Origin of the sequence: Xanthomonas sp. 3058 (genome assembly GCF_014199765.1) — a bacterium.
Lineage (GTDB): Bacteria > Pseudomonadota > Gammaproteobacteria > Xanthomonadales > Xanthomonadaceae > Xanthomonas > Xanthomonas campestris_B.
The window spans coordinates 25109-42421 of record NZ_JACHOF010000002.1; the positions used below are offsets into that span (position 1 = coordinate 25109).

General features: G+C 69.5%; 1 protein-coding gene (running past one end of the window). It reads left to right on the forward strand.

The window, feature by feature from the left end; genetic code table 11:
• Nucleotides 1–17313, forward strand: partial view of a non-ribosomal peptide synthase/polyketide synthase gene (locus tag GGR61_RS04200; RefSeq protein ID WP_184620563.1) — the end only. It extends 21015 nt beyond the left edge of the window; 17313 of the gene's 38328 nt are visible here — the last part of the coding sequence; the start codon falls outside the window, past its left edge; its stop codon occupies nt 17311–17313.

Here is a 17313-nt window from a genome sequence, read left to right on the forward strand (position 1 = left end):
GACAACCTGGCCTATGTGATCTATACCTCCGGTTCCACCGGACAGCCCAAGGGCACCCTGCTCACTCACCGCGCGGCCGCACACTACCTGCAGTGGGCGGCCGAGACCTATCGTCCGCATCCCAGTGCGCTGGTGTCTTCCTCGCTGGCCTTCGACGCAACCTTGACCAGCGTGCTGGCACCGCTGCTGTGCGGCGCACGGGTCGAACTGCTGCCCGAGCGCGACACCCTGGACGCGCTGCGCCGCCGCCTCTGCGACTCCACTCCATTGGGTCTGGTCAAACTGACCCCGGCCCATCTGGAGGTGCTGGGCCAGCAACTGGCCGGGCATGCGGAACCGCTCAGTCCCGCGACGATGGTGATCGGCGGCGAAGCCTTGCCGGTGGCCACCCTGGCGCGCTGGCAGACGCTGATGCCGCAGCTGCGTCTGGTCAACCAATACGGCCCCACCGAGGCGGCGATCGCATGCGTGATGCATGAGACCACCGCTGCGGATGCCTTGGCATCCAACGAGCGGGTGCCGATCGGCCGACCCATCGCGCACATGCGCATTTACCTGCTCGACCAGCGCGACCGGCTCGCCCCGATCGGAATCGCCGGGCATCTGCATATCGCCGGGGTGCAACTGGCGCGCGGCTACCTGGGCCGCCCCGATCTGACCGCCGAGCGCTTCGTCCCCGATCCGTTCGCAGAACAACCCGGCCAACGCATGTACCGCAGCGGCGACCTGGCCTGCTGGCGTGACGACGGGAGCCTGGACTTCCTAGGCCGCAACGACGACCAGATCAAGCTGCGCGGCTTCCGCATTGAACCCGCTGAGATTGCCGCCGCCCTGCGCGATTGCCCCGGCGTTCAAGACGCCACCGTGCTGCTGCGCGAGGACACCCCGGGCGAGCCGCGTCTGGTCGCTTATGTGGTCGGCGCAGCCCGGCATCTGGCCGCCGAAACGCTGCGCACGCAGCTGGCCGCGCACCTGCCGGAGTACATGCTGCCCACCGCCTACGTCACGCTCGATGCGCTGCCACTGACCGCCAACGGCAAGCTCGATCGTCGTGCCCTGCCGGCGCCGGACGCCGACGCGCTCGCCCTCCAGGTCTACGAAGCACCCAACGGCGAGTTGGAAACCCTGCTGGCCGATCTGTGGCGCGAGCTGCTCGGCGTCGAACGCGTCGGTCGCCACGACGACTTCTTCGCCCTCGGCGGGCACTCCTTGCTTGCGGTGCGCCTGATCTCGCGCATCCGCAGCAGCCTCGCCCTGGAACTGCCCCTGGCCGCGCTGTTCGCCCAGCCAAGCCTGGCCGGACTGGCGGCGGCTCTGAACAACGCCGCCGCCAGCACCTTGCCGGCCATCGTGCCGGCCGACCGAAACGCGCCGCTGCCGCTGTCCTTCGCCCAACACCGTCTGTGGTTCCTGGCCCAGCTCGACGCCCAGGCCGATCTGGCCTACCTGATGCCCAGTGCCCTGCGCCTGCGCGGTCACCTCGATCGCGACGCCCTGCGCCGGGCCCTGGACCGCATCGTCGCCCGCCACCAGACCTTGCGCACCCGCATCGTCCTGCACCACGACGAACCGGTGCAACGCATCGACGCCGACAGCGTCGGTTTCTCGCTGTCCGAACACGATCTCAGTCGCTCTCCCGATCCGGAAGCACAGATCCAACGCCACGTCGAAGAAGAAACGCTAACGCCCTTCGACCTGGCCCACGACACCCTGGCACGCGGCCAATTACTGCGCCTGGCCGACGACGACCATGTCCTGCTCGTCACCTTGCACCACCTGGTCTGCGATGGCTGGTCGATGGGACTGCTGGTGCGCGAACTGAGCACCCTCTACGCCGCCTTCGCGCACGGCCTGACCGATCCGCTGTCGCCGCTGGCGCTGCAGTACGCCGACATCGCCGTGTGGCAACGCCGATGGATCACCGGCGAGATCCTGCAGCGCCAGCGCGACTTCTGGGTCGCGCATCTGCAGGGCGCCCCGACCCTGCTGGACCTGCCCACCGACCGGCCACGGCCAGCGCTGCAGGACGCCCGCGGCGACACGCTGGCCATCGCGCTGGAAGCGCCGCTGACGGCGGCACTCAAAACCCTCAGCCAGCGGCACGGCACCACGCTGTTCATGACCCTGCTCGCGGCCTGGGGCGTGCTCCTCGCGCGCCTGTCCGGCCAGGAGCGGGTGGTCATCGGCACCCCGGTGGCCAACCGTCATCGCAGCGAGGTCGAGCCGCTGATCGGCCTGTTCGTCAACACCCAGGCCCTGTGCGTCGACCTGCGCGCCGATCCCTCGGTCACCGAACTGCTGGACCAGGTTCGCACCACCGCCCTGGCCGCCCAGCACCACCAGGACCTGCCCTTCGAGCAGGTCATCGAAGCGCTCAACCCACCGCGCAACCTGGCCCACCCGCCGGTGTTCCAGGTCATGTTCGCCTGGCAGAACACCCCCGAACGCAGCATCGACCTGCCTGGACTGGTCGCCGAGCGCATCGGGTCGACCTTACCCACGATCAAGTTCGATCTGGACCTGTCCCTGCAAGAGGTCGATGGCCGCATCGCCGGCAGCCTGAGCTATGCCACCGCCCTGTTCGACCGCCGCACCATCGAGCGGCACCGGGCGCAGTTCGTCCAGCTGCTCGCCGGCATGGTGGCGGCCGACGCACAGGCCCGCGTCGCGCAGCTGCCGCTGCTGCCCGCCGACGAACGCGCGCAGTTGCAGCGCTTCACCGTCACCGAGACCGCGCCATGCGCAGCGGCCACGTGCATCCATCACCTGTTCGAAGCGCAGGTGCGCCGCACGCCCGAGGCCATCGCCCTGCGCGAAGGCACGCGCACGCTGCGCTATGCCGAACTGGAGGCACGCGCCAACCGGCTGGCGCTTCGGCTCCGCCGCGCGGGGGTCGGCCTGGAGAGCCGGGTCGCCGTGTACCTGCCGCGCAGCATCGACCAGGTCGTCGCGGTCCTCGCCACGCTCAAGGCCGGTGCCGCCTATCTGCCGCTGGATCCGGAGCTGCCCCGCGAGCGGCTCGCGTTCATGCTTGCCGACAGCCGTCCGCGGGCGGTGCTGACGCGCACCGACCTGGGCGCGCGCTTGCAGGCCACGCACGGCATGCCCGACAGCCGCGTATTGCGCCTGGATCTGCAGGCCGATGCGGGCTCGGAAACCGAACTGGCACTGCACGATGCCGCTGCAGCGTCAGTCCCCGGCCTGTGCCCGGACAACCTGGCCTACGTCATCTACACCTCCGGCTCCAGCGGCCAGCCCAAGGGCACCTTGCTCACGCACGCCAGTGCCACGCACTACCTGCAATGGGCCGTGCAGACCTATCGGCCGCACCCCAGCGCGGTGGTGTCCTCCTCCTTGTCCTTCGACGCCACCCTGACCAGCCTGCTCGCCCCGCTGCTATGCGGCGCCCAGGTCGAACTGCTGCCCGAACACGACACCCTCGATGCGCTGCGGCAACGCCTGTGCGACCCCACCCCGCTGGGCCTGGTCAAACTCACCCCGGCGCATCTGGAAGTGCTCGGTCAGCAGTTGGCCGAGCACCAGGAACCGCTCAGCCCGGCGGTGATGGTGATCGGTGGCGAAGCTCTGTCCGCGGCCACCTTGGCGCGTTGGCAAACGCTGGCGCCGCATACCCGCCTGATCAACGAATACGGCCCCACCGAGACCGTGGTCGGCTGCGTGGTGCATGAAGCCACTGCGGGCGACGCTCACGCCGCGCATGGCCGCGTGCCGATCGGCCGGCCGATCGCCCATCTGCGCATCTACGTCCTCGATCCCCACGGCCAGCCGGCGCCGATCGGCGTGGCCGGACACCTGCATATCGCCGGCCCGCAGCTGGCCCGCGGCTATCTCGGGCGCCCGGACCTGAGCGCCGAATGCTTCGTGCCCGATCCGTTCGCCGAGCAGCCCGGTGCGCGCATGTACCGCAGCGGCGACATGGCTTGCTGGCGCGCCGACGGCACACTCGAGTATCTCGGCCGCAACGACGATCAGCTCAAGCTGCGCGGCTTCCGCATCGAACTCGGAGAAATCGCCGCCGCGCTGCGTGCGTGTGCCGGCGTCGTGGACGCCGCCGTGCTGCTGCGCGAAGACAATCCGGGCGAGCCGCGTCTGGTCGCCTATCTGATCGGCGCTATCGACGCGCACAGCGCCGACAGCCTGCGCAGCCAGTTGGCCGATCGCCTGCCGGAGGTGATGCTGCCGACCGCCTATGTCTGGCTCGACACCTTGCCGCTGACTTCCAACGGCAAACTCGACCGCGGTGCCCTGCCGGCGCCCGACGCCAACGCGCTCGCCGCACAGCGCTACGCCGCCCCCGAAGGCGCGCTGGAAACCCTGCTGGCCGAACTCTGGCGCGAGTTGCTCGACGTTGCACAGGTCGGCCGCCACGACAACTTCTTCGCCCTGGGCGGTCACTCGCTGCTGGGGGTGCGGCTGATCTCGCGTCTGCGCAGCGCCCTTGGAGTGGAACTGCCATTGGCGACGCTGTTTGCGAAGCCATGCTTGGCCGATCTGGCACTGGCCGTGGAGAGCAGCGCCGCCAGCACCTTGCCGGCCATCGTGCCGGCCGACCGAAACGCGCCGCTGCCGCTGTCCTTCGCCCAACACCGTCTGTGGTTCCTGGCCCAGCTCGACACCCAGGCCGACCTGGCCTACCTGATGCCCAACGGCCTGCGTCTGCACGGCCCGCTCGATCGCCAGGCCCTGCGCCAGGCCTTGGACCGCATCGTCGCCCGGCACGAGACCTTGCGCACCCGTATCGCCCTGCACAACGACGAACCGGTACAGATCATCGACGCCGACAGCGTCGGCTTCCCGCTGTCCGAACACGATCTCGGTGGCTCTCCCGATCCGGAAGCACAGGTCCAACGCCACGCCGAACAAGAAACGCTGACGGCCTTCGATCCGGCTCACGACACCTTGGCACGCGGCCGCTTGCTGCGTCTGGCCGATGACGACCATCTGCTGTTGATCACCCTGCATCACCTGGTCTGCGATGGCTGGTCCATGACCGTGCTGGTGCGTGAACTGAGCACGCTCTACACCGCCTTCGCCCAAGGCCAGCCCGATCCCTTGCCGTCGCTGCAACTGCAGTACGCCGATATCGCCGTATGGCAACGCCGCTGGATCGGCGGCGAAGTGCTGCGACGCCAGCGCGACTTCTGGGTCGAGCACCTGCAAGACGCCCCGGCGCTGCTGGAACTGCCGACCGACCGCCCGCGCCCGGCGCGACAGGACGCCGGCGGCGACACGCTCGCGTTCGCGCTCGACGCCGAGCTCAGCGCCGCGCTGACAGCGCTGAGCCAGCGCCACGGCAGCACTTTGTTCATGACCCTGCTGGCCGCCTGGGGCGTGCTGCTGGCGCGTCTGGCCGGCCAGCAGCAGGTGGTCATCGGCACCCCGGTCGCCAACCGCACCCGCAGCGAACTGGAGCCGTTGATCGGCCTGTTCGTCAACACCCAGGCGCTGCGGATCGACCTGCGGGGCCAGCCCTCGTTCGCCGACCTGTTGGGCCAGGTGCGCGCCACCGCGCTGGCCGCACAGGCGCATCAGGACATTCCCTTCGAGCAGGTGATCGAAGCGCTCAACCCGGCGCGCAACCTGGCCCACCATCCGCTGTTCCAGGTCATGTTCGGCTGGCAGAACACCCCCAGCGTCGCGCTGGAGCTGCCCGATCTGCGCCTGCACAGCGTGCAACGCCCATCTCCCGTCAGCAAGTTCGATCTGGAGCTGACGCTGCAGGAAGACGGCGCGTGCATCGTCGGCAGCCTGCGCTATGCCACCGCCCTGTTCGATGCGGCCACCATCCAACGCTGGTGGCACTGCTTCGATCAGCTGCTGCATGCGCTGACACGCTCGGAAGACATCAACGTCTGGCAACTGTCCTGGCTGGATGCGCCGCAGTGGCAACAGCTGTTGGCTGACGTCGGCATGGGCGCGATCACCATGGTGCCCGCGCAGCCAGTGCACCGGCTGTTCGAAGCGCAGGCGCAGCGCACGCCCGATGCCATCGCCGTGGTCGCCGACCAGCAGTGCGTGCGCTATGCCGCACTCGATGCCCGTGCCAACCAACTCGCCCATCATCTGGTGGCGCTGGGCGTGGGGCCGGAAAGCGTCGTGGCCGTGTGCCTGCCACGCGGCATCGACCTGATCGTGGCCTTGCTGGCGATCCTCAAGACCGGCGCGGCCTATCTGCCGCTGGACATCAACGCACCGCCCGCGCGTCTGGACGACATGCTTGTCGCCGCACGCGCGCAGGTCCTGCTCGCGCAGCGCCAGATCGCCGTGCAGCTGGCACCACGCGAGGAGCTGCAGCGTGTGCTGACGGACGCCGACGCGGCGTTGTGGGCATCGTCTCCCACCCACGCTCCCGCCGTTGCCGCATGGCATCCGCAGCACCCGGCCTACGTCATCTACACCTCCGGCTCCACTGGCCAACCCAAGGGGGTGGTGATCTCCCATCACGCCCTGGTCAACTTCCTCGCCGCCCTGCACGCCCAGCTGCCGCTGTCGCCGCAGGACCGCCTGCTGGCCGTCACCACCATCTGCTTCGACATCGCCGCCCTGGAACTGTTCGCACCGCTGATCCATGGCGCCTGCGTCGTCATCGCCGCAGCGCAGATCCAGGAACCGGCGCAGTGGATGCAGCTGCTGGCCGAACAGCGCATTTCGGTGCTGCAAGCGACCCCGACGTTCTGGCAGATGCTGCTGAATGCCGGTTGGCAGAGCGCGCCGAGCTTGCGCCTGCTCTGCGGCGGCGAAGCCTTGCCGCAGGATCTGGCCCAACGCCTGCAAGCGGGCGGCGGCCGGCTGTGGAATCTGTACGGTCCCACCGAGGCCACCATCTGGGCCAGCGCGCACCCGGTCCTCGGCACCGAACCCGGCACTGTCATGCCGCTGGGACGGCCCTTGTCCAATACCCGGATGCATGTGCTCGACGCGCATCGGCAGTTGCTGCCGTTGGGCGTGGTCGGCGAGCTGTGCATCGCCGGCCCGCAGCTGGCGCGCGGCTATCTGGGCCGGCCCGATCTGACCGCCGAACGCTTCGTCCCCGATCCGTTCGCCGAGCAACCGGGCCAGCGCATGTACCGCAGCGGCGATCTGGCGCGCTGGTGCGCCGACGGCAACCTGGAGTATCTGGGCCGCAGCGACCAGCAGATCAAGCTGCGCGGCTTCCGCATCGAACCGGGCGAGATCGAAGCGGTGCTGCGTGGATGCGACGGCGTGCGCGAGGCGGCGGTCGTGGTGCACGCGCACGGCGACGACAACCGCCTGCTCGCCTATCTGGTCGGCAACGACACGTTGAGCACCGAGCAGCTGCGTGCCGCGTTGGCCGCGCGCCTGCCCGACTACATGATCCCGGCCGCCTATGTGCAACTGGATGCGCTGCCGTTGACCCCCAACGGCAAGCTGGATCGTGCTGCCTTGCCCGCGCCGGATACCGACGCGCTGGCGACGCAGACCTACGTCGCTCCCGAAGGCGAACTGGAAACCCTGCTCGCCACACTGTGGAGCGAGCTGCTCGACGTCGCACAGGTCGGCCGCCACGACAGCTTCTTCGCCCTCGGCGGTCACTCGCTGCTGGCGGTGCGGCTGATCTCGCGCGTCCGCGCCGCGCTCGGCCTGGAACTGCCCCTGGCCACGCTGTTCGCGCAGCCGCGCCTGGCCGATCTGGCCCAGGCCCTGGCCAGCGCCGCTGCCAGCACCTTGCCGGCCATCGTGCCGGCCGAGCGCAGCGCACCGCTGCCGCTGTCCTTCGCCCAGCAACGGCTGTGGTTCCTGGCGCAGCTCGATCCTCAGGCCGACCTGGCCTACCTGATGCCCAACGGCCTGCGCCTGCACGGCACGTTGGATCGCCATGCCCTGCGCCAGGCACTGGACCGCATCGTCGCCCGCCACGAGAGCCTGCGCACCCGCATCGCCCTGCACCAGGACGACCCGGTCCAGATCATCGCCCCCGCCACGATCGGCCTGCGCGTGCGCGAACACGATCTCAGCGGCCATCCAGCGCCCGAGACCGAGCTGCTGCGTCTGGCCGAACAGGAAACGCGCACGCCCTTCGACCTGGCCCACGACAGCCTGGTCCGCGGCCAGCTGCTGCGCCTGGGCGAGGAGGAACATGTCCTGCTCGTCACCTTGCACCACCTGGTGACCGACGGCTGGTCGATGGGCGTGCTGGTGCGCGAACTGGGCACGCTCTACGCCGCCTTCGCCCAAGGCCAGCCCGATCCGCTGCCGCCGCTGCCGATCCAGTACGCCGACTACAGCCTGTGGCAACGCCGCTGGCTCGATGGGCCGCTGCTGCAACGCCAGCTCGACTTCTGGCGCGAGCATCTGCAGGACGCGCCGGCGCTGCTGGAACTGCCCACCGATCGCCCGCGCCCGGCGCGACCGGACGCGCGCGGCGACACCGTCGCGTGCGCGCTCGATGCCGAGCTCAGCGCTGCGCTGACAGCGCTGAGCCAGCGCCATGGGAGCACTTTGTTCATGACCCTGCTGGCGACCTGGGGCGTGCTGCTGGCACGTCTGGCCGGCCAGGAGCAGGTGGTCATCGGGATGCCGGTCGCCAACCGCACGCGCAGCGAACTGGAGCCGTTGATCGGCCTGTTCGTCAACACCCAGGCGCTGCGCATCGATCTACGTGGCGAACCCTCGTTCGCCGACCTGTTGGACCAGGTGCGCGCCACCGCACTGGCCGCACAGGCGCATCAGGACGTGCCCTTCGAGCAGGTGATCGAAGCGCTCAACCCGGCGCGCAACCTGGCCCACCATCCACTATTCCAGGTCATGTTCGCCTGGCAGAACATCCCCAGCGTCGCGCTGGAGTTGCCCGATCTGCATCTGCACAGCGTGCAAGCTCCATCTGCGATCAGCAAGTTCGATCTGGAGCTGTCGCTGCACGAGCGCGACGGAACCATCGTCGGCACGCTCGGCTATGCCACGGCGCTGTTCGAGCGCAGCACCGTGCAGCGCTTCCTCGCCAGCTTCGTCCATCTGCTGCGGGCCATGCCCTCGCACGACCACGTGCCGGTGGGCCGCTTGCCGTTGCTGGATGCGCCGCAGCGACAGCAGCTGTTGGCCGTGTTCGGCACGGGGCCGACCGTCGCCATGCCGGCGCAGCCGGTGCACCGGCTGTTCGAAGCCCAAGCGCAGCGCATGCCCGACGCTATCGCCGTGGTCGCCGGCCAGCAGTGCGTCAGTTATGCCGCCCTCGACGCACGCGCCAACCAGCTAGCGCAGCGCTTGCTCGCGCTGGGCCTGCGCGCAGGCGCGCAGGTGGCCATCGCGCTGCCGCGCTCGATCGAATTGATCGTCGCGCAATTGGCCGTGCTCAAGTGCGCGGCGGCCTATGTGCCGCTGGATAGCGCGCATCCGCGCGAGCGCCTGCTCGCGCTGATCGCCGATGCACAGGCCACGGTGCTGATCCAGGAACGCGACGGCACGCTCGCTCCGGCAGGCGTGGCCTGCCTGAGCTTGACCGCTCTCGACGAGGCGAACACGGCCGCGCCACCGGCCATCGCCGTGCCGCCCGCGGCCACGGCCTACGTCATGTACACCTCCGGCTCCACCGGCACGCCCAAGGGCGTGGCGGTGTCGCATGGCGCCATCCTCAACCTTGTGCTGCAGGACGGGCCGGCGCGGTTGCACTCCCAGGACCGGGTCGCCTTCGCCTCCAATCCCGCCTTCGACTCGGCCACACTGGAGGTCTGGGGCAGTCTGCTCAACGGCGCCACCGTCGTCGTCGTGCCGGCGGCGGTGATGCGCGATCCGGCCGCATTGGGCGCCTTGCTGGAACAGCAACGCCTGTCGGTGCTGATCCTGGTCGCCGGTGTGCTGCGTGCCTATGCACCGTCGATGGCCTCGCCATTGAGCGCCCTGCGCCTGCTGTTGACCGGTGGCGATGTCGCCGATCCGCACGCGCTGGCACAGGTCCTCGATGCCGGCGGCCCGGTGCGCGTGCTGCAGACCTACGGCCCCACCGAGAGTACCCAGTTCGTCACCGCATTGACCGTGGACAGCGCACCCGATCCACGGCAGCGCGTGCCGATTGGCCGACCGCTGGCCAATACCCGGCTCTACGTCCTCGATCGCACTGGTCAACCGACGCCGATCGGCGTGGCCGGCGCACTGCATATCGCCGGCGCGCAGCTGGCCCACGGCTATCTGCAGCGGCCGGACCTGACCGCCGAGCGCTTCGTCCCCGATCCGTTCGCCGAGCAGCCCGGCCAACGGATGTACCGCAGCGGCGACCTGGCCCGCTGGCGTGCCGACGGCAGCCTGGACTTCCTCGGCCGCAACGACGAGCAGGTCAAGCTGCGCGGCTTCCGCATCGAGCCCGGCGAGATCGAGGCCGCCTTGCGTGCCTGCGGCGTGCGCGAGACGGTGGTCGTCGCCGATGGCGCCGAAGACAAACGGCTGATCGCCTATCTGGTCGGCGACAGCGCGGCCGCAGATCCGACCGCGCTGCGCGCCCAGCTCGCCACGCGCCTGCCGGAGCACATGATCCCCGCGGCCTTCGTCCAGTTGGACATGTTGCCGCTCACGCCCAATGGCAAGCTGGATCGTGCCGCCTTGCCTGCGCCGGACACCGACGCACTGGCCGTGACTGTCTATGCCGCGCCCGAAGGCGAACTGGAAATCCTGCTCGCCGCGCTATGGCGCGAGTTGCTCGAGGTCGCACAGGTCGGCCGCCACGACGACTTCTTCGCCCTCGGTGGACACTCGCTGCTTGCGGTCCGCTTGGTTTCGCGGCTGCGCGAGCGCCTGGGGGTGGAACTGGCCCTGGCCGACGTCTTCGCCCATCCGCGGATTTGTGCCCTGGCCAGCGTACTCGCCGGGGCTACGGCCCAGAGCCTGCCCGCGATCGTTCCGGTACCGCGCGATCGCCCGCTGCCGCTGTCCTTCGCCCAGCAACGGCTGTGGTTCGTCGGCCAGCTCGATCCGCAGGCGCATCTGGCCTATTTGATGCCCCTGCGCATCCGCCTGCAGGGGCCGCTGCACGTCCCGGCCTTGCGCCGCGCACTCGATCACCTGGTTGCCCGGCATGAGCCACTGCGCACGCGCATCGACGTGATCGACGGCAGCGCGGTGCAACAGATCGCGACGGCCGACATCGGCTTCGCACTGACCGACATCGATCTATCGCGGCATACCGCGTACGACGAGGCCATCCAGCAGCACGCCGAACAGGAGACGACGATCCCGTTCGATGGCGCCGATCGCGCGCTCGTGCGCGGGCGCCTGCTGCGTCTGGCCGATGCGGATCACGTCCTGCTGCTCACCGTGCATCACCTGGTGGCCGACGGCTGGTCGATGGGCGTGCTGGTGCACGAACTTGGCACGCTCTATGCCGCCTTTGTGCAAGACCAGCCCGATCCGCTGCCGCCGCTGCCGATCCAGTACGCCGATATCGCCGTGTGGCAACGCCGCTGGCTCAGCGGCGAGGCGCAGCAGGGCCAGCGCCGGTTCTGGGTCGAGCACCTGCACGCTGCGCCGTCCGTGCTGGAACTGCCGACCGATCGCCCGCGCACCGCAGCGCAGGACTACCGCGGCGACAATGTGCAAATCGCCCTGGATCCCGGCCTCACCGCCGCACTGACGGACCTTGGTCAGCGCCACGGCAGCACTCTGTTCATGACTCTGCTGGCCGCCTGGGGCGTGCTGCTGGGGCGCCTGGCCGGCCAGGAGCAGGTGGTCATCGGCACGCCGATCGCCAACCGCACCCGCAGCGAACTGGAGCCGTTGATCGGCCTGTTCGTCAACACCCAGGCGCTGCGGATCGACCTGCGCGGCAACCCCTCGTTCGGCGACCTGCTGGGCCAGGTGCGCACCACCGCGCTGGCCGCACAGGCGCATCAGGACCTGCCGTTTGAACAGGTCATCGAAGCGCTCAACCCGGCGCGCGACCTGGCCCATCACCCGGTGTTCCAGGCCATGTTCGCCTGGCAGAACGCGCCGACGCCCACCCCCGCGTTGCCGGGTTTGACGGTGCAGCCGATCGTCGTTGCCGAGAGCTCGATCAAGTTCGATCTGCAACTCACCCTGCAAGTGCACGACGACCGCATCGTCGGCAGCCTGAGCTACGCCACCGCGCTGTTCGACCGCAGCACCATGCAGCGCCACCTGGCCCAGTTCGTGACGTTGCTGCAGGGCATGGTCGCTGACGACCACGCATGCGTCGCGCAACTGCCGCTGCTGCCGGCCGACGAGCACGCGCAGTTGCGAGGCTTCAACGCCACCGTCACCGATATCGACGGCACGGGCTATCTGCACCGCGCCATCGAAGCGCAGGCGCAGCGCTCGCCCGACGCCATTGCCGTGACCGACGACCACGGCACCCTCAGCTATGCCGACCTCGTTAGCCGCTCCAACCAGCTCGCCCATCATCTGATCGGCTTGGGCGTGGTGCCGGAAAACAGGGTCGCCGTGTGCCTGCCGCGCGGTATTGACCTGGTCGTCGCCCTGTTGGCGATCCTCAAGGCCGGCGCCGCCTACCTGCCGCTGGACGTCGACGCACCGCCCGCGCGCCTGGACGGCATGCTCGCCGATGCCAAGCCCTGTGCATTGCTCGCCCATCGCCTCACTGCCGCCCTGCTGGCGCAACGCGACGCGCTGCACACCGTGCTGTTGGATGCCCAACCCGCTGTGTGGACCGCGGCCCCCGCACACGCTCCGATCGTGACCGCGCTGCACCCGCAGCATCCGGCTTACGTCCTCTACACCTCCGGCTCCACCGGCACACCCAAGGGCGTGATCAACACCCATGCAGGCATCGACAACCGCCTGCAATGGATGCAGCAGCACCTGCAGTTGCAACCCGAGCAGCGCGTCCTGCAGAAGACCCCGGTCGGCTTCGACGTGTCGGTCTGGGAACTGTTCTGGCCGCTGCGTGTCGGCGCGCGCCTGGTGCTGGCCCAACCGGATGGCCACAAGGACCCGGCCTATCTGATCGACCTGATCGAGCAGGCCGGCATCGACACCGTGCACTTCGTGCCCTCGATGCTGCGGGTCTTCCTGAATGTCTTGCCCGAAGGCGCATGCGCCAGCTTGCAGCGCATCGTCTGCAGCGGCGAAGCCTTGCCTGCGGATCTTGCCAACGCCGTACGCCAGCGCCTGCCACACGCCCGCCTGTACAACTTGTATGGCCCGACCGAAGCGGCGGTGGATGTCAGCGTCTGGGACTGCACCGACGCCGACACCCACAGCGTGCCGATCGGCCGGCCGATCGCCAATACCCGCCTGCACGTGCTCGATGCGCAGGGCCAGCTGGCCCCGATCGGCGTGGCCGGCGAACTGCAGATCGCTGGCGTGCAACTGGCGCGCGGCTATCTCGGTCGTCCCGACCTGACCGCCGAACGCTTCGTCCCCGATCCGTTCGCCGAGCAACCCGGCCAACGCATGTACCGCAGCGGCGATCTGGCGCGCTGGCGCGCCGATGGCGCCTTGGACTATCTCGGCCGCAACGACGATCAGGTCAAGTTGCGCGGGGTACGCATCGAACTCGGCGAGATCGCAGCCGCACTGCGTGCTTGCGCCGGCGTGCGCGATGCGGCCCTGATGCTGCGCCAGGACAACCAAAACGAACCGCGCCTGGTCGCCTACGTGGTCGGCGAGGCCGAGGGGCTCGCCGCCGAGACGCTGCGCACGCAGCTGGCCGCGCGCCTGCCCGACGCCATGTTGCCCAGCGCCTACGTGCACCTGGACGCGCTGCCCCTGAGCGCGAACGGCAAGCTCGACCGACACGCCCTGCCCGCACCGGATGCCGACGCACTGGCGACGCAACCCTACGCTGCCCCCGACGGCGAGCGCGAAATCCTGCTGGCCGGCCTGTGGAACGAGCTGCTCGGGGTCGAGCAGGTCGGCCGTCACGACAGCTTCTTCGCCCTCGGCGGGCATTCGCTGCTGGCGATCGCCTTGATCGAGCGCCTGCGCCAGCACGGCCTGACGCTGGAGGTGCGCACCCTGTTCGGCCACCCGCGGCTGCTGGACATGGCCGCCCGGCTACATCGCGGACAGGTAACCGTTCCGCCCAACCGCATCGCCGCCGACTGCACCCGGCTCTCTCCCGACCTGCTGCCGCTGCTGCAGCTGACCCAGGCCGACATCGACAGCATCACCGTTGCGGTGGATGGCGGCGAGGCCAACGTCCAGGACATCTATCCGCTGGCGCCGCTGCAGACCGGCATGCTGTTCCATCATTTGGCCAACGCCGGTGCCGACGCGTATCTGCAAACCAGCCTGATGGCGTTCGACACGCGCGAGCGTCTGGACCGTTTCCTGGCTGCACTGGATTGGGTGATCGCGCGCCACGACATCCTGCGCACCGGCTTTGCATGGAACGGCCTGCCGCAGCCGGTCCAGGTGGTCTGGCGGAATGCGCCGGTGCAGGTGCATACGCATGCGCTGGACGGCGCGAGCGAAGTGGCGGCGGCGCTGCAGGCCATCCTGTCGTCCAGGCACTACCGGATCGACCTGCAGCGGGCGCCGCTGCTGCAGGCGCATCTCGCCTACGATCCCGTGCAGGCGTGCTGGCTGTTGAACCTGGCCCATCACCATCTGGTCATGGATCACACCACGCTGCAGATCGCGATGCAGGAAATCGACGCGTACTTGAGCGCCCGCACGCATGTGCTGCCAGCCCCCGTGCCGTTCCGCAACTTCATCTTCGAGACAAGCAACGGCGTCCCGGAAGCCGAACACGCACGCTTCTTCGCACAGACGCTCGGCGACGTCGACACGACCACCGCGCCGTTCGGCCTGACCGACATCCACGGCGATGGCGCGCGGCTGCGCACTGCGCAACAAGCGCTCCCCGCAGAACTGGCAACGGCGATCCGTCGGCATGCGCGGCGGCTCGGCATCAGCCCTGCGGCGGTCTTCCACCTCGCCTACGCGCTGGTGCTGGCCAGCGCCAGCGGCCAGGACGACGTGGTGTTCGGCACCGTGCTGTTCGGCCGCATGCGCGGTGGCGCAGGTGCCGACCGCGCCATGGGCATGTTCCTCAACACCTTGCCACTGCGGCTGCGCCGCGACGCCACGCCGGTCGAACAGGCGCTGGCGCAGACCCATGCGCGCCTGGCCGCCCTGGTCGGACACGAGCATGCGCCACTGGCCCTGGCCCAGCGCTGCAGCGGGCTGGATGCGACGCATCCGCTGTTCTGCGCGTTGATGAACTACCGCTACAGCAGTAGCCGCGATGCCGTCCGGCAGGCGGCCGACGCCGGGCCACACGCGCTGGCGTTCTGGGAGGGCGTGCAGACGTTGGGCAAACGTGACGTCAACAACTATCCACTGACCCTTTCGATCAACGATGGCGGCGAGGGATTCACGCTGGACGTGAGCCTGGACCAGAGCGTGCCCGCCGAACGCCTGTGCGACCTGATGCAGCACACGCTGACGCACCTGATCCAGGCGCTGGAGCAGCGTCCGCAGGCCCCGTTGCATACGCTGCCGATCCTGCCTGCGTCCGAACGCGACGCCGTGCTGCACGGGGCCGGCGCTGCGCCGGCCAGCATCGCGGCCCGCTGCGTGCATGCGGCAGTGCAGGCCCAGGCGCAGCGCACGCCGCAGGCGCTGGCGCTGGTGCAAGGCCAGCAGTCGTTGACATACGCGCAGCTGGACGCCCAGGCAGCGCAACTGGCCCGGCAACTGCAGACCCTGGGCGTCGGGCCGGATACGCGGGTGGCGATCTACCTGACCCGCAGCAGCGCGATGGTCGTGGCCTGGCTGGCCACACTGAAGGCCGGCGCCGCCTACGTGCCCCTGGATCCGGCCTATCCGCCCGAGCGCCTGGCCTACATGCTCGACGACTGCCGGCCGCGCGCCGTGGTGACCTGCGCCGCGCTGGAAGGGCAATTGCCGAGCTGCCGTGCGATGCGCAGCGCACGGGTGCTCACGATCGACCCCTCGCAGCCGACCGAGGCAACCGAGCCGACGACGATCGCGGCCAGCACCGTCACCGACGCCGCGCTGGCCTATGTGATCTACACCTCCGGCTCCAGCGGCCGTCCCAAAGGCGTGATGGTCGAACACCGGCAACTGGACAATCTGGTCCGCTGGCATGGCGAACGCTTCGGCCTGCAAGCGGGCGTGCACTGCAGCGCCGTCGCCGGCCTGTCCTTCGACGCCGCCGCCTGGGAGCTGTGGCCGGCGCTATGCCATGGCGCCAGCGTGCACCTGGCCCCGGCCGACGCGTCAGCAGACCCCTCGGCCCTGCTCGCCTGGTGGCAGGCGCAGCCGGTGCAGATCGGCTTCCTGCCGACGCCGCTGGCCGAACTGGCGCTGCAACAGGCGCAGTGGCCCGCTGGCCTGCGCACCCTGTTGACTGGCGGCGATCGGCTTGGTCCGCTACGCCAGCCGCTGCCGTTCGAGCTGATCAACAACTATGGCCCGACCGAAAACGCGGTGGTCGCGACCTCGGGGCCAGTCGAAACCAGCGCCACCCTGCCCGACATCGGCATGCCCATCACCGGCGTGCGCGCCTATGTGCTGGATTGCTGGGGCCAGCCGGTTCCGCTCGGTGCGGTCGGCGAACTGCATGTGGCTGGCGCCAGCCTGGCCCGCGGCTACCTGGGCCGCCCCGGATTGACCGCCGAGCGCTTCGTGCCCGATCCGTTCGTGGCGCAGGCCGGGCAGCGGATGTACCGGACCGGCGATCTGGTCCGCTGGACATCCGCGCGCACACTGGACTTCGTGGGCCGCAACGACCAGCAGGTCAAGGTGCGCGGCGTGCGCATCGAACCGGGCGAGATCGAAGCGGTGCTGCGTAACGCGCCGAGCGTGCGCGAGGCGGCCGTGGTCGCCCATCCGGCGCCAGAAGGCGGCATCCGCCTGATCGCCTACGTGACCGGCCAGGCGCAGATCGAGGCGCTGCGTGCGCATGCGGCTGCGCAGCTTCCCGAGGCGATGCGCCCGCTGGCGTACGTCGCGGTGGATGCGCTGCCGCTGACACCCAACGGCAAGCTCGATCGCAACGCCTTGCCGGCGCCGGACGAACACGCCTTCGGCGTGCGCCCCTACGCGCCCCCGCAGGGCCCGGTGGAGGAGCGCCTGGCCGCCCTGTGGAGCGACTTGCTCGGCATCGAGCGCATCGGACGTTACGACAACTTCTTCGAAATCGGCGGGCATTCGCTGCTGGCCATGCAACTGGCCTCGCGCGTGCGCACCGGCTTGCATGCCGAGATGCCGCTGGATCGCTTCTTCGCCAATCCACAGCTGCATGAACTCGCGCAACAGGTGCTCGCCAGCCGCCTGCAACGGCGTGCGCAGACAGATGCCGACACGCTGCTCGCCAAAGCCAAAACCGGAGCCTGA